We start from the raw sequence: 23073 nt of genomic DNA, 5'->3' as shown, positions 1-23073 counted from the left end.
GGCCGCTCGTCAATTCCCCGCCGTATAGGCCGCGATCGCCGCCATGTTGACGATGTCGGAGTCCTTGGCATTGAGCGAGACGATCTGCACCGGCTTGTTCAAGCCGACCAGCAGCGGGCCGATGACGGTCGAGCCGCCGAGTTCCTGCAGCATCTTGGTCGAGATCGAGGCCGAGTGGAACGCCGGCATCACCAGCACATTGGCCGGGCCGGTCAGCCGGATGAACGGATATTGCGCCATGGCGCGCGGATTGAGCGCCACGTCGGCCGCCATCTCGCCGTCATATTCGAAGTCGACACGGCGCTTGTCGAGGATGCGCACCGCCTCCTGTATCCGCTCCGAGCGCTCGCCCTGCGGATGGCCGAAGGTGGAATAGGCGAGCATGGCGAGCCTGGGCTCATAGCCCATGCGGCGGGCAAAGCCCGCGGCCTCCTCGGCGATATCGGCGATCTGCTCGGCATTGGGCATATCGTGCACGGCGGTGTCGGCGATCATCACGGTGCGGCCGCGCGCGAGCACGATCGAGGCGCCGATGACGCGATGGCCGGGCTTGGCGTCGATGACGCGGCGCACGTCGTCGAGCGCGGTGGAATAATTGCGCGTCACGCCGGTGACGATGCCGTCGGCGTCGCCCAGCGCCACCATGCAGGCGGCGAAATGGTTGCGGTCGTTGTTGATCAGGCGCTGGCAGTCGCGGAACAGATAGCCTTTGCGCTGCATGCGCTCGTAGAGATAGTCGGTGTAGATCGAGTTGCGGCGCGACAGCCTGGCATTGATGATCTCGAGCCCCTGCTTGTTGAGGTCGACGCCGGCGTTGCGGGCATTCTCCTTGATGACATCGTCGCGCCCGAGCAGGATCGCGGTGCCGAGCTTCTGGTTCACATAGGAGACGGCGGCGCGCATCACCTGCTCTTCCTCACCCTCGGCGAAGACGATGCGCTTGGGTTGCCGGCGCACGCGGTCGTAGATGCGCTGCAACGTGGAGGCGATCGGGTCGCGGCGGGCGGACAGCTCGTGCGCGTAACGGTCGAGGTCGAGGATCGGCTTGCGGGCGACGCCGGAGTCCATCGCGGCTTTGGCCACCGCGAGCGGGATCGCCGAGATCAGACGCGGATCGAACGGCACTGGAATGATGTAGTTGGGGCCGAATTTCGGCCGGTTGCCCTGATAGGCGGCAGCGACGTCGTCGGGCACATCCTGACGCGCCAGTTCGGCCAGCGCCCGGGCGGCGGCGATCTTCATCTCGTCATTGATGGTGGTGGCCCGGACATCCAGCGCGCCGCGGAAGATATAGGGGAAGCCCAGAACATTGTTGACCTGGTTCGGATAGTCCGAGCGGCCGGTCGCCATGATGGCGTCGGTGCGGATCTCGCCCACTTCCTCGGGCGTGATTTCCGGATCGGGATTGGCCATGGCGAAGATGATCGGGTTCTTGGCCATCGACTGCACCATGGCGGGGGTCAGCGTGCCCTTGGCGGAAAGGCCGAGGAAGACGTCGGCGCCGTCCAGCGCCTCGGCGAGCGACCGCGCCTTGGTCTTGACCGCATGCGCCGACTTCCACTGGTTCATGCCTTCGGTGCGGCCCTGGAAGACCACACCCTTGGTGTCGCACAGGATGATGTTTTCCGGCGAAAAACCCATCGCCTTCATCAATTCGATACAGGCGATGCCGGCCGCGCCCGCGCCGTTGCAGACCATCTTGGTGGTCTTCATGTCGCGGCCGGTGACCTCCAGCGCGTTGATCAACCCGGCGGCCGAAATGATGGCGGTGCCGTGCTGGTCGTCATGGAAGACCGGGATGTCCATCAGCTCGCGCAGGCGCTGCTCGATGATGAAGCATTCCGGCGCCTTGATGTCCTCGAGGTTGATGCCGCCGAAGGAAGGCCCGAGGAAGCGCACGCAGTTGATGAACTCGTCGGCATTCTCGGTCGCCACTTCCAAGTCGATCGAATCGACATCGGCGAAGCGTTTGAAAAGCACCGCCTTGCCTTCCATCACCGGCTTGGAGGCCAGCGCGCCGAGATTGCCGAGGCCGAGGATGGCGGTGCCGTTGGAGATGACCGCAACCATGTTGCCGCGCGAGGTGTAGTCGAAGGCGCGGCTCGGGTCCTCGGCGATGGCGCGCACCGGAACGGCGACGCCCGGCGAATAGGCGAGGCTCAAATCGCGCTGGGTGGCCATCGGCTTGGTGGCGACGATCTCCAGCTTGCCTGGACGCCCCATGGCGTGGAATTCGAGCGCCTCCTGCGCGCTGACGGAGGGCCCGCTGCTTTCGGTTTTCCTGGCCATGATGCTTTCGATTTCCTCGCCTGTGCGGCACCGCTTGGGACGGGTGCTTTTTATGGAGTTTCCGGATTAAGGCTACACGCGGCCAGTGTAAACCGACAAGCCGGGCAAAGCTGCTTCAATGCGGAGCGCAAGGCAGTGCTGCGCAATGGCAGCGAACTGGCAGCATGACCCGCGCTTTCCCCCGCTTTTCGAGCGCCTGGCATTAAACCCTACTGTCACATCTGCTAGCGTTCCGAAATGAACATGCACATGCCGACCGAGACAGACGCCCAGGAAACGACGACGCCGGCGCCCGCCATGGGCGGCGTCACGCCGATGATGGAGCAGTATATCGAGATCAAGGCGGCGAACCCGGATTCGCTGCTCTTCTATCGCATGGGCGATTTCTACGAGCTGTTCTTCGACGACGCCGAAAAGGCAAGCCAGGCGCTCGGCATCGTTTTGACCCGGCGCGGCAAGCACCAGGGCCACGACATCCCGATGTGCGGCGTGCCCGTGCATGCGGCGGACGACTATCTGCAGAAGCTGATCGCGCAAGGTTTTCGCGTTGCCGTGTGCGAGCAGATCGAGGACCCGGCGGAAGCCAAGAAGCGCGGCTCGAAATCGGTGGTGCGGCGCGACGTGGTGCGGCTGGTCACGCCCGGCACCATCACCGAGGACAAGCTGCTCGCGCCCTCGGAATCGAGCTTCCTGATGGCGCTGGGGCGAGTGAAGGGCGGCAATGCGGCCAGCCAGGGCAGTTTCGCGCTGGCCTGGATCGACATCTCGACGGGCGCGTTCCGCGTCGCCGAGACCACGGCCGAACGGCTGCTTGCCGACATCTTCCGCGTCGATCCGCGCGAGCTGATCGTCGCCGAGCCGGTCTTCCACGACCCGGAATTGCGACCGGTCTTCGACGTCATCGGCCGGGTCGCCAGTCCACAGCCGCCGTCGCTGCTCGATTCGGCGTCGGCCACCGGCCGCATCGCCCGCTTCTTCGAGGTGGCGACGCCTGACAGCTTCGGCACCTTCTCGCGCGCCGAGTTGTCGGCGATCTCGGGCGCCATTGCCTATGTCGAGAAGACGCAGAAGGCCGAGCGGCCGCCGCTGTCGCGGCCCGAGCGCGAGGAGAGCGGCTCGACGCTGTTCATCGATCCGGCGACGCGCGCCAATCTGGAGCTGCTGCGAACGCTTTCGGGCAGCCGCGACGGCTCGCTGTTCAAGGCGATCGACCGCACCGTGACCGGCGGCGGCGCAAGATTGCTCGCAGACCGGCTGATGGCGCCGCTGACCGATCCGATGGTGATTTCTGCAAGGCTGGATTCGGTCTCCTTCTTCCGCGCCGAGACGCGGCTCTGCCAGGGATTGCGGACGAGCCTGAAAAGCGTCGCCGACATGCCAAGGGCGCTGTCCAGGCTGGCACTGAACCGCGGTGGCCCGCGCGACCTTGGCGCGCTGCGCGCCGGCTTCGAGGCGGCGGGCGCGATCGCCGCGCTGTTCGCGACGACGGCCCTGCCCGCCGAGCTCGCCGCGGCGTTTGCCGCGATCAAGGCCTTGCCCGAAACGCTCGCCCGCCATCTCAGCGAAGCGCTCGACGACGAATTGCCGCTGATCAAGCGCGACGGCGGCTTCGTGCGGTCGAGCTACAATGCCGAGCTCGACGAGATGCGGGCGCTGCGTGACGAATCGCGCAAGGTGATCGCCGGGCTGGAGCGCTCGCTGATCGAGGAGACCGGCATCCGCTCGCTGAAGATCCGGCACAACAATGTGCTCGGCTATTACATCGAGGTGACCGCCAACCATCACTCGATCATGACCGGCAGCGATGCCGCCAAGGCACGCTTCATCCATCGCCAGACCATGGCCAACGCCATGCGCTTCACGACGACAGAGCTGGCGGAGCTGGAATCGAAGATCGCCAATGCCGCCGACCGGGCGCTCAGCATCGAGCTTGCCGCTTTCGACCGGCTTACGGCGGAAGTGGTCGGCGCGGCCGACAGCATCCGCGCCGGCGCCGAAGCGCTCGCCGTGCTCGACGTGTCGGCCGCACTGGCGCTGCTTTCCGAAAGCGAGGGCTGGTGCCGGCCGGCGGTCGATTCCAGCCTCGCCTTCGAGATTTCCGGCGGGCGGCACCCGGTCGTCGAACAGGCGCTCAGGCGTTCGGGCGAAGGTCCGTTCGTCGCCAACGACTGCGACCTCTCGCCGGAAGGCGGCGCGAAGGCCGGCGCCATCTGGCTGCTCACCGGCCCCAACATGGGCGGCAAGTCGACGTTCCTGAGGCAAAACGCGCTCATCGCCATCCTGGCCCAGACCGGCTCCTTCGTGCCGGCGCAGAGCGCCCATATCGGCGTCGTCGACCGGCTGTTCTCGCGCGTCGGCGCTTCGGACGATCTGGCGCGCGGCCGCTCGACCTTCATGGTCGAGATGGTCGAGACGGCGGCGATCCTCAACCAGGCCGGCGAGCGGGCCCTGGTCATCCTCGACGAGATCGGCCGCGGCACCGCTACCTTCGACGGCCTGTCGATCGCCTGGGCCGCGGTCGAATATCTGCATGAGAAGAACCGCTGCCGGGCGATCTTCGCCACCCATTTCCACGAAATGACGGCGCTGGCCGGCAAGCTGCCCCGGCTCTCCAACGTCACCATGCGGGTCAAGGAATGGGAAGGCGACGTCGTCTTCCTACACGAAGTCGGCAAGGGTGCGGCCGACCGCTCCTACGGTGTGCAGGTCGCCAGGCTCGCCGGCCTGCCGGAAGCCGTGGTGGCGCGCGCCAAGGAGGTGCTGCACCAGTTGGAGGAAGGCGAAGTCTCAGGCAAGGCCAACCGGCTGGTCGACGACCTGCCGCTGTTTTCGGTGGCGGTAAAGCGCGAAGCGCCGAAGCCGGCAAAGAATGACGCGCTGGGTGATGCGCTGGGTGTCATCAATCCCGACGAGATGACGCCAAGGGAAGCGCTGGAGGCGCTCTACCGGCTGAAGGGGCTGACGACGAAGCAATAGCTCTGCCTTTGTTGACTCATTGTACCGATTGGTACAATATTCTGTCTTCGACACTCGAAACGAGGACAGGAGATTTTCATGAGCCGTCCGCCATTGCCGCCGTTCACGGCTGAAACCGCGGCGCAAAAGGCTCGCCTCGCCGAGGACGCCTGGAACAGCCGCGACCCGGAACGGGTTGCGCTCGCCTATACCGAGGACAGCATCTGGCGGAACCGGGCCGAATTCGTCTCGGGCCGCGGCGAGATCGTCAGCTTCCTCAAGCGCAAATGGGCGCGCGAGCTCGATTACCGCTTGATCAAGGAGGTATGGACCTTCAACGACAACCGCATCGCCGTGCGCTTCGCCTATGAATGGCACGACGACAGCGGCCACTGGTTCCGCTCCTACGGCAACGAGAATTGGGAATTCGACGAAGCCGGGCTGATGCGCCGCCGCGTTGCAAGCATCAACGACCTGCCGATCACTGAGGGCGAGCGGAAATATCATTGGCCGCTCGGCCGCCGGCCGGACGACCACCCCGGCCTTTCGGAACTCGGGCTTTAAGACCGGTGCGGCGCATCGCTCCAGATCGCGACCAGTTGCTGGGGATCGTTGCGGAAGTTTTTCGCGAGCATGGCTATGAGGGCGCCAGCCTGGCCTTGATCGGCGAGGCGACGGGGCTCGGCAAGGGAAGCCTCTACCACTTCTTTCCCGGCGGCAAGGAGGAGATGGCGAGAGCCGTCATTGCCCATATCGATGGCTGGTTCGAGGACAATGTCTTTGCACCTCTGCGCGACAGCACGGATCCGCGGACCGGGATCGAGCACATGTTCGAGGCGACGGACAGCTACTTCCGCTCGGGGCGCCGGGTTTGCCTCATCGGCGCCTTCGCGCTGGATGAATCGCGCGACCTCTTCGCCGGCCAAATAAGGGACTATTTCGGCCGCTGGGTCACGCGTCTCGCCGAAGCGCTCGCGCGATCCGGGCCCCGACCGGGCGAGGCCAGCGAGCTGGCCGAGGAAACCGTCGCCGCCATCCAGGGTGCACTCACGCTTGCCCGCGCCGCCAATGACCTCGAGGTATTTTCAAGGGCATTGCGGCGACTGCGGATGCGGCTAGGGCTACCGGCTAAGATTTAGCCCCCCATTCCTACAAGGGTTCGAAGCGGAAGCCTGTTTCGGTTCGGGAAATCCGGCCGACACCCGGTGAATCGAGATGTGCTCCTGCAACGCACCAGGCGTTGTCGGCCGCGAGGGCCAATATCTGCAACCGGCTAGCCCGCGCCTGTTCCTGGTCGGCGTCGAATTCCCATGCGACCTCCGGCCGATCGAACTGAAGCGACGGCACATGCACGAGGTCGCCCCAGACCAGCAATGTTTCGCCGCGGCTCGTGACGCGAAAGCAGGTATGGCCGATTTCATGACCCGAGGCGGCGATCGCCTCGATACTCGCGCTCAGGCGCTGTCCCGGGTCCAAAGGCTGCGCTCGATCATGGAAGCGGCTCAATCTCGCTTCCGACCGGAACATGTCGAGTTCTGGCCGTGGGACAAGCAAGCGGGCGAGCTGCGGGAAGCCGTCCCCACCGTCCGGAAGGATGAGCCCGTGGATATGGTCGAGATGGGTGTGGGTGAAGGCAACCGTGCGTATCCGATCGACGGCGATCTTCGCCTCGCTAAGCGCCCGCGGCAGAAACCCCATCGTCGGGTGCCAGGCATTCGAGGACCCTGTGTCGATCAGCGTGATTTCATGACCGTCGTCGATCGCAAAAGCGTTGACGGACAGCCGAAGCGCGCCGTCGACGAGCGATACCTGCGCGGGAAGGTCGCCGCCGAATGTCCTGTCTCCCGGCTGACGCAGTCGTCCGGTCGGCATGTCGACATAGCCGTCGCGCAGCGACGTGACCTTGATGTCTCCGACCTTGTAGGTCGCGTGATGCGATCCGGTTGAGATTCGTTCCAACGCTTGCTCTCTTTCAACCGCACATTTTGAAGTGAGGTTTTCGGCTGGATCGTTTCACCGTTTCGTGGAAACGGCGAACCGCTCCATCTCTTTGTTTTGACACAATTCCGGACGGAAAACCGCTTCACACTTTTCCTGGAATTGCTCTAGATCATTTCCAGGCCGCGCTTTCGCGTCGGCGGCGGGAAGGCGCGGTCGAGATCGGCGAAGTCCTCCTTCGTCAGCTTGATGTCGAGCGCGGCGGCGTTCTGGCGGACATGCTCCTGCCGACTGGCCTTCGGGATGGCGATGACGCCTTTCTGCGCCATCACCCAGGCAAGAGCGATCTGAGCGGCCGTCGCGTGATGGCGGGCAGCGATCGCGTCAAGCTTGGCGTTGCGCGCCAGCACACCCTGCTCGACCGGCGAATAGGCCATCAGCGGGATGCCGCGCTCCAGGCTCCAGGGCGCGAGGTCGAATTCCGGGCCGCGCCGCGAGAGGTTGTAGAGGACCTGGTTGGTCTGGACGTTGCCGCCGGAGGGCAGGCCGACCAGTTCCTCCATCTCGTCGGTGTCGAAATTGCTGACGCCCCAGTGGCGGATATTGCCGGCCGCCTTCAAGGCCTCGAAGGCCTCGACGGTTTCGGCCAAAGGCACGCTGCCCGGCCAGTGCAGCAGGTAGAGATCGATGCGATCGGTGCCGAGCCGTTTCAGGCTGTTCTCGCAGGCCCGCTTCACGCCGGCGCGCGAGGCGTTGGTCGGCAGCACCTTGGAGACCAGAAAGACCTCGTCGCGGCGCCCGGCGACGGCTTCCGCCACCACTTCCTCGGCGCCGCCGCCGGCATACATCTCCGCCGTGTCGATCAGCGTGATGCCGAGGTCCAGGCCAAGCCTCAACGCCGCGACCTCGTCGGCGCGGCGCCGGCGATCCTCGCCCATCTTCCATGTGCCTTGACCGAGCACCGGGACGGCCTCGCCGGACGGTAGAGTGGTGGTTCTGATCGTAGAGGACATGGGCTTGGAAGACATGGGCTTGCTCCGCGTGAAGCCGGATCGCAGCACAGCCATCGCCGGAAATCCAGACCGAAGGATTCGCCTTCGTGCGGATTCCCGACGCGGGGAAATTATTTCACGGGATGCTTGGCAAGCCAGTCCTGCATTTCCTTGATCTCGGCTTCCTGCGCCTTGATGACATTTTCGGCGAGCTTGCGGATTTCGGGGTCCTTGCCGTTGGCGATCACCACCTTGGCCATGTCGATCGCGCCCTGATGGTGCGGGATCATGCCGCGGACGAAGTCGGCATCGGCGTTGCCGGTGTAGTTGAGCATCATGTCCTTGTGCATCTTGTCCATCGCCGCCTTGTAGCCAACGGTGGCGGGGCTGTCCGCGCCCATCGCCATGCCCGACATGTCGTGCTTCATCTCCTCGGATTGCGCCGGAACGCTTTCGAGGAACACCGCGAGCAGCATTCCCGCCGCCATCAGCAGCAGCACGATCTTCTTGGCCAAGGTCATTCAGGGTCTCCTTTTTGGTTGGATTCGTATCTGGGGGCTTCGCTCAAAGTTTCAACGTCCTCAGCCGCAAGGCGTTGCTGATGACGGAGACCGACGACAGGCTCATCGCCGCCGCCGCGATCATCGGCGACAGCAGCGTGCCGGTGAGCGGATAGAGCACCCCGGCAGCGATCGGCACGCCGAGCACGTTGTAGAGGAAGGCGAAGAACAGGTTCTGGCGGATGTTGCGGATCGTCGCCTGGGCCAGCGTGCGCGCTCTGACGATGCCGTTGAGGTCGCCCTTGACCAGCGTGATGCCGGCGCTTTCGACCGCGACATCGGCGCCGGTGCCCATGGCGATGCCGACATCGGCGCCGGCCAGCGCCGGTGCGTCGTTGACGCCGTCGCCGGCCATCGCGACACCGGCTCCGCTAGAGCGCAGTTCGTCGACCAGGGCGCCCTTCTGCTCCGGCAGCAGGCCGGCGCGGACCTCGTCGATGCCGAGCCTGCCGGCGATCGCCTTTGCCGTGCGCTCGTTGTCGCCGGTCGCCATGATGATCCTCAGGCCCTTGTCGTGCAGCGCCTTGATCGCTTCAGCCGTGGTTGCCTTGACCGGGTCGGCGACGGCGACGAGGCCGGCGAGCTTGCCGCCGACGGCAACGAACATCGCTGTCTTGCCTTCGGCCTGCAGCGCCTCCGCCTTTGCGGAAACAGACGTGGTGTCGATGCCGAGGTCGGCCATCATCGCCGCATTGCCGAGCGCGACCTTCCTGCCGGACACCGTGCCGGAGACGCCCTTGCCGGTGATCGCCTCGAAGTTTTCAACCCCGGCAAGCTTGACGCCGCGTTCGACAGCACCCTCGACGATCGCCTCGGCAAGCGGGTGCTCCGAGCCTTTTTCAAGGGTGGCGGCGAGCGCCAGCAGGTCATTCCCGTCGACGCCCTCGGCCGCGACGACGTCGGTCAGCTTTGGCCTGCCCTCGGTCAAGGTGCCGGTCTTGTCGACGATCAGCGTATCGACGGAAGCGAAGCGCTCGAGCGCGGCAGCCTCCTTGATCAGCACGCCGGCATGGGCACCGCGCCCGGTCGCGGTCATGATCGACATCGGCGTGGCGAGACCCAGCGCACAGGGGCAGGCAATGATCAGCACCGAAACCGCCGAGACGATGGCGAAGATCAGGCTTGGCTCTGGGCCGAACACCGCCCAGGCGATGAAGGCGATGATCGCCACCAGCACGACCGTCGGGACGAAATAGAAGGACACCTGGTCGGCCAACCCCTGGATCGGGGCACGCGAGCGCTGCGCCTTGGCGACCATCTCGACGATGCGCGAGAGTGTGGTCTCGGCGCCGACCTTCTCGGCACGCATGATCAGCGAGCCGTTCTTGTTCAGCGTGCCGCCGGTGAGAGGATCGCCCTCCGACTTTTCGACCGGCAGAGGCTCGCCGGTGATCATCGATTCGTCGATCGCCGAGCGTCCCTCCAGCACGATGCCGTCGACCGGCACCGCGTCGCCGGGGCGGATGCGGAGCTTGTCTCCGGTGTTGACCGTGTCGAGCGGCACGTCGTTCTCGGAACCGTCGGCGCCGATCAGGCGCGCCGTCTTCGGCGCAAGGTCGAGCAAGGCGCGGATGGCCGAGCCTGTGCGTTCGCGGGCTCTGAGCTCCAGCACCTGGCCGAGAAACACCAGCGCGACGATGACCGCCGCCGCCTCGAAATAAACCGGCACGGCGCCGTCATGGCCGCGAAACTGATGCGGGAAGACATCCGGGAACAGCGTCGCGACAAGGCTGAACAGATAGGCCGCGCCGACGCCGAGCGAGATCAGCGTCCACATGTTTGGGCTGCGGTTGAGCACCGAATCCCAGCCGCGATGGAAGAACGGAAACGCCGCCCACAGCACCACCGGGCTCGCCAGCGCCAGCTCCACCCATGTCTTCGTCCGGCCGTCGATGAGGCTTTCGAAGCTCACGCCCAGCATCGGCGCCATGGCGATGATGAGAAGAGGCAGCGAGAGCACGGCGCTGACCCAGAAGCGGCGCGTGAAATCGACAAGCTCCGGGTTCGGGCCTTCATCGCCGGTCGGCACGCCCATCGGCTCCAGCGCCATGCCGCAGATCGGGCAGGCGCCGGGCTTGTCGCGGATGATCTCGGGATGCATCGGGCAGGTGTATTGCGTGCCCTTCGGCATCGGCTGCGGTGCGGGCCGGCCGGCAAGGTATTTTGCCGGCTCGGCCTCGAACTTGCCCTTGCAGCTCTCTGAGCAGAAATAGAAGCCCTGCCCCTCGTGACGGACGAAATGCTTTGCGCTGGCGCGGTCGACATTCATGCCGCAGACGGGGTCGGTGGCCGTCAGATACTTCTCCGGCTCGGCCTGGAACTTCGTGCGGCAGCGCTCGCTGCAGAAATGAAAAGTCCGGCCGGCATGCTCGGCCGTCGGCTTGCCGGCGGCCGGATCGACCGTCATGCCGCAGACCGGATCGCGAATCACCGCTTCGGCTGCAGGCACGGCATCCTTGGCGGAACAGCAGGATGCGCCGTGCGCATGATGGTGGTGATGGTCGGAATGGGTCATGAGCAAATACCTCGGAATTCTCGAAATTAAGGTGGAGGTAGTCCTTCCAGTAACTGGAAGGTCAAGGGTCGGTTTCGATTTTTCGAAATTTCGGTCGCCCTGCCTTGCGTTGCATCAATCGTACGCCGTTGAAGACGCTGTTGCCCGCCCCATACACAGCGCCGCGAAAACACGCTATAGACGCCGCCGAAATGGCAAAGATCTCCCTGAAACTCGACGAAATCATCGACGGCGACGCCTTGCGCCGCGACATGACGGCGCTGACGGCGGCGCATGCCGGCGACGGCTCCGGCAAGGCCACGCGCACGGCCGTTCTCCAGCTGCTCAAGGGCAGGCTTGGCGAGGGACGAAAAATCGCCGAGGCGATGCTGAAGGAGGATGGCGGCGGCAATGCCTGCGCCGAGCGGCTGTCGCATCTGATGGACGAGCTGATCCGGGCGCTTTACGATTTCGCGGCGACCCATGTCTACCGGGTCAAGAACCGCTCCGCGGCCGAGCGCATGGCGGTCGTCGCGGTCGGCGGCTATGGCCGCGGCACGCTGGCGCCAGGCTCCGACATCGACCTTTTGTTCCTGCTTCCCTACAAGCAGACGCCTTGGGGCGAGCAGATCGTCGAATACATGCTCTACATGCTGTGGGACATGGGGCTGAAGGTCGGCCACGCCACCCGCAACATCGAGGAGTGCCTGAGGCTGTCGCGCACCGACATCACCATCCGCACCTCGATTCTGGAGGCGCGCTTCCTGTGGGGCGAACAAAAGCTTTATGAAGAGCTGCTCACCCGCTTCGACCACGAAGTGGTGCGCACGACCGGCCCGGAATATGTGCAGGCCAAGCTCGCCGAACGCGACGAGCGCCACGCCAAGGCCGGCGAAAGCCGCTACCTGGTCGAGCCCAACGTCAAGGACGGCAAGGGTGGCTTGCGCGACCTGCAGACGCTGTTCTGGATCGGCAAATATTTCTATCGCGTGCGCACCGGCGAGGAGCTGGTCGAGAAAGGCGTCTTCACCGAGGCCGAATACCGCGAATTCCAGAAAGCCGAGGATTTTCTCTGGGCGGTGCGCTGCCACATGCACTTCCTCACCGGCAAGGCCGAGGAGCGGCTGCATTTCGACATCCAGCGCGAGATCGCCGAGCGATTGGGCTACACCACGCACCCCGGCCTGTCGGCGGTCGAGCGCTTCATGAAGCACTATTTTCTGGTCGCCAAGGATGTCGGCGACCTGACCCGCATCTTCTGCGCCGCGCTCGAAGAAGAGCAGGCCAAGCACGTGCCCGGCTTCAACCGCATCTTCCTCACCTTCTCGCGGCGCAAGCGCAAACTTGCCGGAACGTCCGACTTCATCGTCGACAACCATCGCATCAACATCGCCGACGACACGGTGTTCGAGCGCGACCCGGTGAACCTGCTCAGGCTGTTCTGGTTCGCCGACAAGCATGGGCTGGAGTTCCACCCCGACGCGCTGAAGCTGCTCACCCGCTCGCTCGGCCTGGTCAACAAGTCGCTGAGGCGCGACGAAGAAGCCAACCGGCTCTTCCTCGATATCCTGACCTCGGACCGCAATGCCGAGCTCAATCTCAGGCGCATGAACGAGGCGGGACTGCTGGGCAAGCTGATCCCCGACTTCGGCAAGATCGTCGCCATGATGCAGTTCTCGATGTACCACCACTATACGGTGGACGAGCATCTCATCCGCTGCATCGGCGTGCTGGCCGAGATCGAGCGCGGCGACGGCGCCAAAGTGCATCCGCTCTCGCACTCGCTGATGCCGGGGCTGAAGAAGAGCCGCGAGGCGCTCTATGTCGCGGTGCTTTTGCACGACATCGCCAAGGGCCGGCCGGAGGACCATTCGGAAGCAGGCGCCAGGATCGCGCGGCGCATCTGCCCGCATATGGGGCTGTCGGCGGCCGATACCGAGACCGTCGCCTGGCTGGTCGAGAACCACCTGGTGATGTCGATGACGGCGCAGACGCGCGACCTCAACGACCGCAAGACGATCGAGGACTTTGCCTCGATCGTGCAGTCGGTCGAGCGGCTGAAGCTGCTCTTGGTCCTCACCGTCTGCGACATCAGGGGCGTCGGGCCGGGCGTCTGGAACGGCTGGAAAGGGCAGCTGCTGCGCACTCTCTATTTCGAAACCGAGTTGCTCCTGACCGGCGGCTTCTCCGAGGTGTCGCGCGCCGAGCGTACAGCGGCAGCGCGCGAGCAGTTGACCGAGGCGCTCTCCGCCTGGCCGGCGAAGGAGCGCAAGCGCTACGTCGCGCAGCACTATGAGAACTATCTGCTCGCCGTCGACCTGCCCGACCAGTTGCGGCACGCCGAATTCATCCGCGAGGCGGATGCGGCCGGCAAGAAGCTCGCCACCATGGTGAAGACGCATGAGTTCGAGGCGGTGACCGAAGTGACCATTCTGGCGCCGGACCACCCGCGCCTGCTTTCGGTGATTGCCGGCGCCTGCGCCGCGGCCGGCGGCAACATCGTCGACGCGCAGATCTTCACCACTTCGGACGGGTGGGCGCTGGACACGATTTTGATTAGCCGGGAATTCGACCGCGACGAGGACGAACGGCGGCGGGCCGAGCGCGTCGGCCGGCTGATCGAGGATGTGCTGTCCGGCAAGAGCTGGCTGCCCGAGATGATCGAGAAACGCACCAAGCCGAAGCGCGGCGCCAAGGCCTTCCGCATTCAGCCGCGCGCCGAGATCCGCAACACGCTGTCGAACCGCTTTTCCGTGATCGAGATCGAAGGGCTGGACCGGCCGGGCCTGCTGTCCGAGATCACCGGCGCGCTGTCCGACCTTTCGCTCGACATCGCCTCGGCCCACATCACCACTTTCGGCGAGAAGGTCATCGACACCTTCTACGTCACCGACCTCACCGGACAGAAGATCGACAGCCCGACGCGCACGGCCACCATCCACAAACGGCTGATCGACACGCTGGAAGGCAACGCGCCCGAACGCAACGGCAAGGCCAAGGCGGCGGCCGAGTGACATCCAATTGACGCAATTCCGCAGGCAGTCATCCACCGCATGAGCCTTGTCAAGAAATTCGCCACCGTCGCTTCCGGCACGCTGATGAGCCGCGCGCTGGGTTTCGGCCGCGAGATGCTGATGGCGGCGGCCCTTGGCACCGGACCGGTCGCCGACGCTTTCAACGCCGCCTTCCAGTTCCCCAACACATTCCGCCGGCTGTTCGCCGAAGGCGCCTTCAACGCAGCTTTCGTGCCGCTGTTCGCCAAGGAGATCGAGACGCACGGCACCGACGGCGCCAAGCGTTTTTCCGAGGAAGTGTTCGGCGTGCTGTTCTCGGCGCTGCTGGCCCTGACCATCGCCATGGAGCTGGCGATGCCGCTGATCGTGCGCTACCTGGTGGCGCCGGGCTTCGCCGACATTCCGGGCAAGTTCGAGACGACCGTCCGGCTTGCGACGATCATGTTCCCCTATCTGATCTGCATGTCGCTCGGCGCCATGATGGCCGGCATGCTGAATTCGCTGCGCCGCTATTTCGCGGCGGCGATCGCGCCCGCCTTCCTCAACATCATCCTGATCAGCGTGCTCGCCTATGCGTGGTATCACGGGCTCGACCCGCATGATGTCGGCTTCGGTCTCTCCTGGGGCGTGCTGGCGGCGGGCATCGTGCAGCTTGCCATCGTCTGGGTGGCGGTGCGCCATGCCGGCATCTCGATCGGCTTCCGCCGGCCGAAAATGACGCCGAACGTCAAGCGGCTCTTGATCCTGGCGCTGCCGGCGGCGATCACCGGCGGCATCACCCAGATCAACCAGCTGATCGGCACCGCGATCGCCTCGGGGCAAAACAGCGCGGTGTCGTCGCTGGCCTATGCCGACCGCATCTACCAGCTGCCGCTCGGCGTCGTCGGCGTGGCGGTGGCGATCGTGCTGTTGCCGGAACTGTCGCGGGCGCTGAAATCGGGCAATCTGCTCGAGGCGGCCAATCTGCAGAACCGCTCGGTCGAGTTCACTTTGTTCATGACGCTGCCGGCTGCGGCGGCGCTCTGGGTGATGTCGGAACCGATCGTGCGGCTGGTCTATGAGCGCGGCGCCTTCGCCGCCAACCACTCGACGCCGATCGTCGCCTCGATCCTGGCTATCTTCGGCCTCGGCCTGCCGGCCTTCGTGCTGATCAAGGCCTTCACGCCCGGCTATTTCGCACGCGAGGACACGCGCACCCCGATGATCTTCGCCGCCATCTCGGTCGGCGTGAACGTCGCCATCGCGCTGACGCTGTTTCCGTCGATGGGCGCGCCGGGCATCGCGGTCGCGTCGGCCGTCGCCGGCTGGGCCAACGCGCTGATGCTGCTCGGCATGCTGATAAGGCGCGGCCACTGGGGCCGGGACGTCCCGCTCTTGAAACGCATTCCCCGGCTGGTGCTGTCGGCGGCGGTGATGGCAGTGGCGCTTTACTTCGCCGAGCACTATTTCGCCGCAAAGCTCGGACCCGGCTCGCCGCTGGTGGTCAAGGCAACGACGGTGCTTGCGCTGGTCGGCGGGGGTGCTGCGCTCTACTTCATCACCGCCTTCGGCACCGGCGGCGCCGATTTCGGCATGATCCGGCGCAACGTCAGGCGCGGCTCCGGGAAGTCAGCCCCGTCAATCGCGAAGACCGAACTGGACGAATAAGCCGGGCAAACTGCCGGCCACACCGGGTCTTGATCGTATCGTCGCCTTCGTCCATAAGCGCGCCGTCGCAAGACTTTCGCCGCGCGCGGTTTCCAGCCGCATGATTGGCTCCAAAAAGTCTGCAACTTTTTGGAATCATGCTTAGACGGCCCTCCACAAGCCATGAGGAAATCATGTCCGCCTTCAAGCCACTCGTCTTTTCGGGCGTCCAGCCGACCGGCAATCTGCATCTCGGCAATTATCTCGGCGCCATCAAGAAATTCGTCGCCCTCCAGGAACAGTCCGACTGCATTTACTGCGTCGTCGACCTGCATTCGCTGACGGCGCAGCTCGTGCATCAGGATCTCGGCGACCAGACGCGGTCGATCACCGCGGCGTTCCTCGCCTCCGGCATCGACCCGAAGAAGCACATCGTCTTCAACCAGTCGCGCGTCATCCAGCACGCCGAGCTTGCCTGGATCTTCAACTGCGTGGCGCGCATCGGCTGGATGTACCGCATGACGCAGTTCAAAGACAAAGCCGGCAAGGACCGCGAGAACGCCTCGCTCGGCCTGCTCGCCTATCCGAGCCTGATGGCGGCCGACATCCTGCTCTACCGCGCCACCCATGTGCCGGTGGGCGAGGACCAGAAGCAGCATCTGGAGCTGACCCGCGACATCGCGCAAAAATTCAACAACGACTTCTCCGAGCGTATCGCAGCGCTCGGCGTCGGAGTCGAGATGGAAGTCGGCGAGGAGACTGTGAACGGCTACTTCCCGATCACCGAGCCGGTGATCGGCGGCCCGGCGGCGCGCATCATGAGCCTGCGCGACGGCTCGAAGAAGATGTCGAAGTCCGACCCGTCGGACCTGTCGCGCATCAACCTGACCGACGATGCCGATACCATCTCGAAGAAGATCCGCAAGGCCAAGACCGATCCCGCGGCCTTGCCGAGCGAAGTCGACGGGCTGGAAAGCCGGCCGGAAGCGGAAAACCTGGTCGGCATCTATGCCGGCCTCGCCGAAATCTCGAAGGCCGATGTGCTGAAGGAGTATGGCGGCCAGCAGTTTTCCGTGTTCAAGCCGGCGCTTGCCGACCTTGCGGTGGAGAAGCTCGCGCCGATCGCTTCAGAAATGCGCCGCATCGAGGGCGACCGCGCCTATGTCGACGGCGTGCTGAAGGATGGCGGCGACCGTGCCCGCGCCATCGCCGAGGGCACGATGAAGACGGTGCGCGACATCATCGGCCTGCTGCAGGACTGATCGCTCCTGCCTCGCTGACTTCCATCGCCATGCCCAGCCGGCGGCTTGCCGCCGGTTCGTGGCGGTGGCAGATTGCGGCCGAAATGATACCGAGCAGATAGACATGGTCTCCAAACGCCTCAGCCGCGAAGCCGGCCATCGCCGCAAATTCCTGGCGATCATCGACGACACGCCGGAATGCGAGCGCGCCGTCGCCTACGCCTCGAAGCGGGCGCAGAGCACCAGCGGCGTACTGGTGCTGCTCTATGTGATCGAGCCGGACGATTTCCAGCACTGGCTGGGGGTCGAGAAGATCATGCGCGAGGAAGCCAACGCGACCGCGCGCGCTGCGCTCGACAGCTACGCCAACAAGGTGCGCCAGAAAGTCGGCATCGAGCCGGAGCTGGTGGTGCGCGAGGGCAAGCCGACCGAAGAGATCCATAAGCTGATCGAGGAAGACCAGGACATCGCCATCCTGGTGCTCGCGGCCGGAGCCGGCAAAGAAGGTCCAGGACCTCTGGTGAGCGCCGTGGCCGGCCGGGGCGCGGCCTTCCCCATCCCGGTCACCGTGGTGCCGCAGAACCTCTCCGACGAGGAAATCGAGAGCCTGGCCTGAGGTTCACAAGCCCGCAAAAACATTCCGCCAGCCAGCCGTTCGGGCGTCGCGTTTCGCTTGAATGTCCAGCCGATAGAGCCTATTTAGAATTATTCCAAACTATCGGCCCGGGAAGGGCCTGGAGATACCCATGTTCATCCAGACCGAATCGACGCCGAACCCGGCGACGCTGAAGTTCCTGCCCGGCAAGGAAGTGCTCGTGCAAGGCACCGCCGATTTCCGCGACGCCGAAACGGCAGCCGAGGCCTCGCCGCTGGCCGGCCGGCTGTTCGAGATCCCCGGCGTCACCGGCGTCTTCTTCGGCTACGACTTCATCACCGTGACCAAGGACGGTCCCGACTGGCAACACCTGAAGCCGGCGATCCTCGGCGCCATCATGGAGCATTTCATGTCGGGCGCCCCTGTCATGGCATCGGCGGCTGCTTCGAGCGAGGCAGGCCAGACCGGCGAGTTCTACGACAAGGCCGACGAGGAGCTGGTGGCGACCATCAAGGAGCTGCTCGACACCAGGGTGCGCCCGGCGGTCGCGCAGGACGGCGGCGACGTCACCTTCCGCGGCTTCGAGAACGGCACCGTGTTCCTGCACATGAAGGGCGCCTGCGCCGGCTGCCCGTCATCGACGGCGACGCTGAAGCACGGCATCCAGAACCTGCTTCGTCATTTCGTGCCGGAAGTGCAGCAGGTCGAGCAGGTCGCCTGATCTTCAAGCGGCGACGCCGCAAGCAAGAAACGCAAAAACAAAAAACCGGGCCCCAACAGCCCGGTTTTCTGTTCTTGGACGTCTTGTTGTTGCCTAGACGGTCCGCTTGCGAAAGCTTTCGCCCCCGGCCTTCGTGATCACAGCACGATGACCTTGGCGCCGACCGAGGTGCGGTCGTAGAGATCGATAATGTCCTGGTTCATCAGCCGGATGCAGCCCGACGACATCGCCTTGCCGATCGAGAACCATTCCGGGCTGCCATGCAGGCGGTAGCCCATGTCGCCGCCCTTGTTGAACAGATACATGGCGCGCGCGCCGAGCGGGTTCTTCAGGCCGGGCTCCATGCCGCCGGCAAACTTGGCGAGCTCAGGCTGGCGCTTGATCATCTGCGAAGGCGGCGTCCAGGTCGGCCATTCGCGCTTCAGCGCGATATGGGCGGTGCCGTGCCACTCGAACCCCTCGCGGCCGACGCCGATGCCGTAGCGCATCGCCATGCCGTCGCCCTCGATGAAGTAGAGGAACTTGTTCTGGGTATCGACGATGATGGTGCCGGGCTTCTCCGAAGTGTCGTAGCGCACTTCCTGCCGGTGGTAGCGGGCCGGAACCTTCTCGATCGGGACGCGCGGCAACTGATAGCCAGCATCGGTCATCGCGCCATAGTTGTTGGTGAACAATTGCCCGCCGATGGTGCTGCAGCCGCTGACGGCGGTCGAAAGCGCAAGAGCAGCGAGGATTGCAAATGACTTCAAGCGCATGAATAGGTCCGACGCCCCGCCTTAATATCAGCGGCACGAGTCGGCCGCTTTGTCGCCATCATTCATGCTGGCATTTCTTTTGCTTGCCAAGCGCGCACTGCCTATATGCAAGACCTTCCCCGCCGGTAAGTGCCGAACTGCGGCATTTCGGCAACAGGGCTCACAGGATTGTGAAGCAAAATCAATGGGGCGGCTCGAAGGCTGCCAGAGATCGAGGAGAGCGCCATGAATGTCGGAGATGCCGCCGAGCGTTCCGGCCTGCCGGCCAAGACCATCCGCTACTATGAGGAGATCGGTCTGATCCGACCGGCGCGGGCCGACAACGGCTACCGCGACTACTCCCGCGACGACGTACACCGGCTGGCCTTCCTGCGCCGCGCGCGCAATCTCGGCTTTTCAATCGACGATTGCAGGCAGCTGATGGCGCTCTATCAGGACCGCGACCGCGCCAGCCACGACGTGCGCGAAATCGCCAGCGCCCATGTCAGGGCGATCGAGGAAAAGGTGCGCGAGCTGCAGTCGATGCGCGCGACGCTGCAGAAGCTGGTCCATGCCTGCCACGGCGATGACCGGCCGGACTGCCCGATTCTGGATGACATGGCGGGAGTGGTGGACAGAGACAGTTCTGTGGCCTCATCTCAATGTTCATAGAAATCGGCGGCGGGCATCACGTATGATCGCCTCGACTTTAGCCAGATATACACCGATAAGATCCACCGCGTTCGTCACCATCTTCCCACCAACCGCCGGCGCGTCGGGTAGGTGAAGCGTCACACTTCCAACATCAGCCGGCAACTCGACGTAGTACTTCTCTTCGCTGCCGTCCGGAAGTGACACGATCCAACCTGAACCCCCGTTTTGGTCTCCGATAAAGAAGCTAGTGGCCCCAGGGGGCGACGGCTTAAATCGCTCAATGTCTGAGGATGAAAAGCTAGAGATATACACACTCGTTGTCGTAGGCGTACTCGCCTTCTTCTCGATGCTGGTTCGCAAGTCGTGGAAGAAGCGCATCAACGCATCCGCTTTCATCTCCTCTTGCTTTGGCTGATACCACGAATCGAACTCAACGATGACACTGCGAAGATTTTGTAACGCCCAAGTAGCGTTACGCCCAAAAATGACGGCGTTTCGAAGACCTGTTTTGGCACGGCCTGGCCGGCTTATCATATCCTCTAGCCCAAACTTCGCTGTGCGAAGCAGGTCTTCGGCCTCTGCAATTATTGACTCGGCAGATCGTGACATAGTGCTCTCCCTTGCCGCTTAACAGCAACCCAAGCTAACCTTCTGATTTTTTGACATCCAGAAGACTCATCCAACTCACGATAGCTGAAACGGGTTCAAACCATGAACAAAATCTGGCATGGTACCGGCCATGCCTATCATTTCCCCGATTCCCTTCAACCCCCTGATCGACGGCCGCCAGTCGGAGCGCGCCATGCTGGTGCGGCGCGGCGTGCAGCGCCTGCTTGCCGAGATGGGCGCGCATGTGCTGCCTGAATTGTCCTTGGCCACCGGCCGCCGCGCCGACCTCGTAGCGCTGACCCGGCAGGGCGACATCTGGATCATCGAGATAAAATCCTCGATCGAGGATTTTCGCGTCGACCGCAAATGGCCGGACTATCGGCTGCATTCCGATCGCTTCTTCTTCGCCACCCATCCCGGCGTGCCGCAGGAGATTTTTCCTGAGGAATGCGGCTTCATCCTCTCCGACGGCTATGGTGCCGAGATCCTGCGCGATGCGCCGGAGCACCGCATGGCTGCTGCGACGCGCAAGGCGCTGATGCTGAGGATTGCGCGGGCGGGCGCCGCGCGGCTCTTGGCGGCGGAGCTTGCCGGCGTGGCGGTGCCGGCGCTGGATGGGGAGAGCGAGTAGAGGTCCAGGTTCCTCGGGCGTCGCGTTCCTTCGCGCCCCCCTCTGGCCTGCCGGCCATCTCCCCCACTTGGGGGGAGATCGGCAGCTTCGGCCTCGGCGCACCTTCTCGAACGTTGAAGATTGGCGAAGGTGGCGGCGACAGCCAATCTCCCCCCATGTGGGGGAGATGTCCGGCAGGACAGAGGGGGGCGCTGTCCCGCCGGCTTGTCAAAGCGAGCACTTAACCCCCGCAAGCTGTGTTTGGTAAGGCGGCGATGTATCTCGAACCGATGCTGGCCAGTCCTACTCCACGTCCTCTTCCGCCCCACCCGCCGCCGGCGCCGCAAGCAACACGGCCGCGCCCACTAACGCCGCGACCAGCGAGCCGCCGAGGATGCCGACCTTCACCGCATCCTGCAGTGCCACGTCATTGGCGAAGGCGAGCAGGCCGATGAACAGGCTCATCGTGAAGCCGATGCCGCAGAGCAGCGAGATGCCCAGCATATGCAGCCAGCCGGCATTGACCGGCAGGTCGGCGAGGCCGAGCCGGATGGCGATGGCCGAGGAGCCGAAGACGCCGACCAGCTTGCCGAGCACGAGGCCGGCCCCAACACCCAATGTCAGCGGCTCGACCAGGGCGGCGAAGCTCAGGCCGCCGAGCGAGACGCCGGCATTGGCGAAGCCGAAGATCGGGATGACGACGAAGGGCACCAGCTTGTGCAGGCCGTGCTCCAGCCGGTGCAGCGGCGAATGCTCGAGATCGTGGCTGATGCCGGGCGAGCGCTCGAGCGGAATGGTGAGCGCCAGCGCCACGCCGGCAAGCGTTGCATGCACGCCCGACTTCAGCACCAGCACCCACAGCACCGCGCCGATCACGAGATAAGGCAAGAGGGTCATCACCCGCATGCGGTTGAGCACGATCAGCACGGCGATGGCCGCGAAGGCCGCCGCCAGATAAGCGAGCGACAGGCCGCTGGTATAGAACAGCGCGATGATGATGACGGCGCCGAGATCGTCGATGATGGCCAAAGCGGTGAGGAACACTTTCAGCGAGGCCGGCACGCGGCTGCCGAGCAGAGAGAGGACGCCGAGCGCAAAGGCGATGTCGGTGGCGGTCGGGATCGCCCAGCCGGAAAGGGCTGCCTGATTGTCGCGGTTGATGGCGACATAAACCAGCGCCGGAACCACCATGCCGCCGGCGGCGGCGATGCCTGGCAGCACGCGGCGCGGCCAGGTGGAGAGCTGGCCGTCCAGCATCTCGCGCTTGATCTCCAGCCCGACCAGCAGGAAGAACACCGCCATCAGCCCGTCATTGATCCAGTGCGAGACGCTGAGCGGTCCGAGATAGGCGTGGAGGACGGCGAAATAGGTTTCGGCGAGCGGCGAGTTGGCGACGACCAGCGCCAGCGCCGCTGCCGCCATCAGGATGATGCCGCCGGCCGCCTCGCCGTCGAGGAATTCGCGAAGGATCGATTTCGGCCGCTCGTCTTTCATGGATCCTCCGTCACATGGCCGGAATCATCTCACGGGATGATGCGCAAGCCCGAGCAGCGAGGCAAGCTTCGGACCGTGCTTCGTCCGGGCAATCGCCTCTGGTTTCGAATTCGCCCCATCGTCCTCTCCGAGGTTGGCGCCGCCCCTCACCTGCCTGGCGGCATCCTCTCCCCGTATAGTGACGGGGAGAGGGACGCTGTGTCCGAACCGGATAGATAGGTAACAGAGTGGACCGATTGGATGGGTGACAGTTTTCTCGTTAGCCGGGAGGGACCGGCGATGGTTTGGCGAGAGACAGGCATCATGGATGAGCGGCTTCGTTTTGTGGTGGAATGCCTTTCTGGCGAGGAGACGATGACGCAGCTTTGCGCGGCCTTCGAGATCTCGCGCAAGACCGGCTACAAATGGCTTGGCCGCTATCGCGAGCTCGGCCCGGAAGGCCTGCACGACCGGCCGCGGGCGCCGCTCAATCATGGCCGGGCGACGGCAGCGGAGCTGGTGGAGCGGATCGTGGCGGAGAAGGAGGCGCATCCGCTATGGGGGCCGA

General features: G+C 64.5%; 19 protein-coding genes. 11 read left to right on the top strand and 8 right to left on the bottom strand.

Annotated elements, in window-relative coordinates; translation table 11 throughout:
- Positions 1–9: 9 nt before the first annotated feature.
- On the bottom strand, positions 10–2289 hold the full coding sequence (locus tag AC4FWB_RS31850) for an NADP-dependent malic enzyme (protein WP_491030209.1): 2280 nt from the start codon (positions 2287–2289) through the stop codon (positions 10–12).
- 237 nt (positions 2290–2526) lie between these two features.
- Here AC4FWB_RS31850 and mutS point away from each other — a divergent pair, with 237 nt between their 5' ends.
- The 3 genes from mutS to AC4FWB_RS31835 all read left to right on the top strand — a co-directional run bounded on the left by mutS (position 2527) and on the right by AC4FWB_RS31835 (position 6383).
- Positions 2527–5265 (top strand): DNA mismatch repair protein MutS, encoded by a 2739-nt coding sequence (gene mutS / locus AC4FWB_RS31845; RefSeq protein WP_491030208.1) that lies wholly within the window; start codon positions 2527–2529, stop codon positions 5263–5265.
- A 78-nt stretch (positions 5266–5343) separates the two neighbouring features.
- Positions 5344–5808, top strand: coding sequence for a nuclear transport factor 2 family protein (locus AC4FWB_RS31840; protein ID WP_491030207.1), 465 nt, complete (start codon positions 5344–5346; stop codon positions 5806–5808).
- Between the two features lie 5 nt (positions 5809–5813).
- Positions 5814–6383 carry a TetR/AcrR family transcriptional regulator gene (locus AC4FWB_RS31835; protein WP_491030206.1) on the top strand — a complete coding sequence of 190 codons (570 nt, stop codon included), beginning with the start codon at positions 5814–5816 and terminating at the stop codon, positions 6381–6383.
- Between the two features lie 10 nt (positions 6384–6393).
- On the opposite strand, the gene AC4FWB_RS31830 is transcribed toward AC4FWB_RS31835, so the two are convergent.
- From AC4FWB_RS31830 to AC4FWB_RS31815, 4 genes are all read right to left on the bottom strand, one after another.
- Complete coding sequence (locus tag AC4FWB_RS31830; RefSeq protein ID WP_491030205.1) at positions 6394–7203, bottom strand: MBL fold metallo-hydrolase; 810 nt, start codon at positions 7201–7203, stop codon at positions 6394–6396.
- A 146-nt stretch (positions 7204–7349) separates the two neighbouring features.
- Positions 7350–8195, bottom strand: a complete 846-nt coding sequence (locus tag AC4FWB_RS31825) for an aldo/keto reductase (RefSeq protein ID WP_491030230.1) — start codon at positions 8193–8195, stop codon at positions 7350–7352.
- A 110-nt stretch (positions 8196–8305) separates the two neighbouring features.
- Complete coding sequence (gene copM, locus AC4FWB_RS31820; RefSeq protein WP_491030204.1) at positions 8306–8695, bottom strand: CopM family metallochaperone; 390 nt, start codon at positions 8693–8695, stop codon at positions 8306–8308.
- 43 nt (positions 8696–8738) lie between these two features.
- On the bottom strand, positions 8739–11249 hold the full coding sequence (locus tag AC4FWB_RS31815) for a heavy metal translocating P-type ATPase (RefSeq protein ID WP_491030203.1): 2511 nt from the start codon (positions 11247–11249) through the stop codon (positions 8739–8741).
- A gap of 191 nt (positions 11250–11440) precedes the next feature.
- Between AC4FWB_RS31815 and AC4FWB_RS31810 the strand changes: the two genes are divergently transcribed.
- The 5 genes from AC4FWB_RS31810 to AC4FWB_RS31790 all read left to right on the top strand — a co-directional run bounded on the left by AC4FWB_RS31810 (position 11441) and on the right by AC4FWB_RS31790 (position 18425).
- Positions 11441–14242, top strand: a complete 2802-nt coding sequence (locus AC4FWB_RS31810) for a [protein-PII] uridylyltransferase (protein WP_491030201.1) — start codon at positions 11441–11443, stop codon at positions 14240–14242.
- A 39-nt stretch (positions 14243–14281) separates the two neighbouring features.
- Positions 14282–15889, top strand: a complete 1608-nt coding sequence (gene murJ, locus AC4FWB_RS31805; protein WP_491030200.1) for a murein biosynthesis integral membrane protein MurJ — start codon at positions 14282–14284, stop codon at positions 15887–15889.
- 173 nt (positions 15890–16062) lie between these two features.
- Positions 16063–17130, top strand: a complete 1068-nt coding sequence (gene trpS, locus AC4FWB_RS31800; protein WP_491030199.1) for a tryptophan--tRNA ligase — start codon at positions 16063–16065, stop codon at positions 17128–17130.
- A 103-nt stretch (positions 17131–17233) separates the two neighbouring features.
- Entirely contained in the window at positions 17234–17725 is a 492-nt protein-coding gene (locus AC4FWB_RS31795) for a universal stress protein (protein WP_126096486.1), read from the top strand.
- Positions 17726–17855: 130 nt separating this feature from the next.
- Positions 17856–18425, top strand: a complete 570-nt coding sequence (locus AC4FWB_RS31790; protein ID WP_491030198.1) for a NifU family protein — start codon at positions 17856–17858, stop codon at positions 18423–18425.
- A 137-nt stretch (positions 18426–18562) separates the two neighbouring features.
- Here the strand turns inward: AC4FWB_RS31790 and AC4FWB_RS31785 are convergent, their stop codons facing one another.
- Positions 18563–19180 (bottom strand): L,D-transpeptidase, encoded by a 618-nt coding sequence (locus tag AC4FWB_RS31785; RefSeq protein ID WP_491030197.1) that lies wholly within the window; start codon positions 19178–19180, stop codon positions 18563–18565.
- A 225-nt stretch (positions 19181–19405) separates the two neighbouring features.
- Here AC4FWB_RS31785 and cueR point away from each other — a divergent pair, with 225 nt between their 5' ends.
- Positions 19406–19831, top strand: coding sequence for a Cu(I)-responsive transcriptional regulator (cueR, locus tag AC4FWB_RS31780; protein WP_491030196.1), 426 nt, complete (start codon positions 19406–19408; stop codon positions 19829–19831).
- On the opposite strand, the gene AC4FWB_RS31775 is transcribed toward cueR, so the two are convergent.
- On the bottom strand, positions 19826–20422 hold the full coding sequence (locus tag AC4FWB_RS31775) for an Ea47 family protein (protein WP_491030195.1): 597 nt from the start codon (positions 20420–20422) through the stop codon (positions 19826–19828). The two genes, cueR and AC4FWB_RS31775, sit on opposite strands and share 6 nt — an antisense overlap.
- Positions 20423–20552: 130 nt before the next feature.
- Here AC4FWB_RS31775 and AC4FWB_RS31770 point away from each other — a divergent pair, with 130 nt between their 5' ends.
- Positions 20553–21053 carry an MmcB family DNA repair protein gene (locus AC4FWB_RS31770; protein ID WP_491030194.1) on the top strand — a complete coding sequence of 167 codons (501 nt, stop codon included), beginning with the start codon at positions 20553–20555 and terminating at the stop codon, positions 21051–21053.
- A gap of 282 nt (positions 21054–21335) precedes the next feature.
- Here the strand turns inward: AC4FWB_RS31770 and nhaA are convergent, their stop codons facing one another.
- On the bottom strand, positions 21336–22526 hold the full coding sequence (gene nhaA / locus AC4FWB_RS31765) for a Na+/H+ antiporter NhaA (protein WP_491030193.1): 1191 nt from the start codon (positions 22524–22526) through the stop codon (positions 21336–21338).
- Positions 22527–22805: 279 nt separating this feature from the next.
- On the opposite strand from nhaA, the gene AC4FWB_RS31760 reads away from it, so the two are divergent.
- Positions 22806–23073, top strand: a 268-nt coding sequence (locus AC4FWB_RS31760; protein ID WP_491030191.1) for a helix-turn-helix domain-containing protein, incomplete at its 3' end; no start/stop codon positions are given.

It is taken from the genome of Mesorhizobium sp. LEGMi-168a (assembly GCF_058312955.1).
This window is presented reverse-complemented; position numbering and strand designations above follow the sequence as displayed.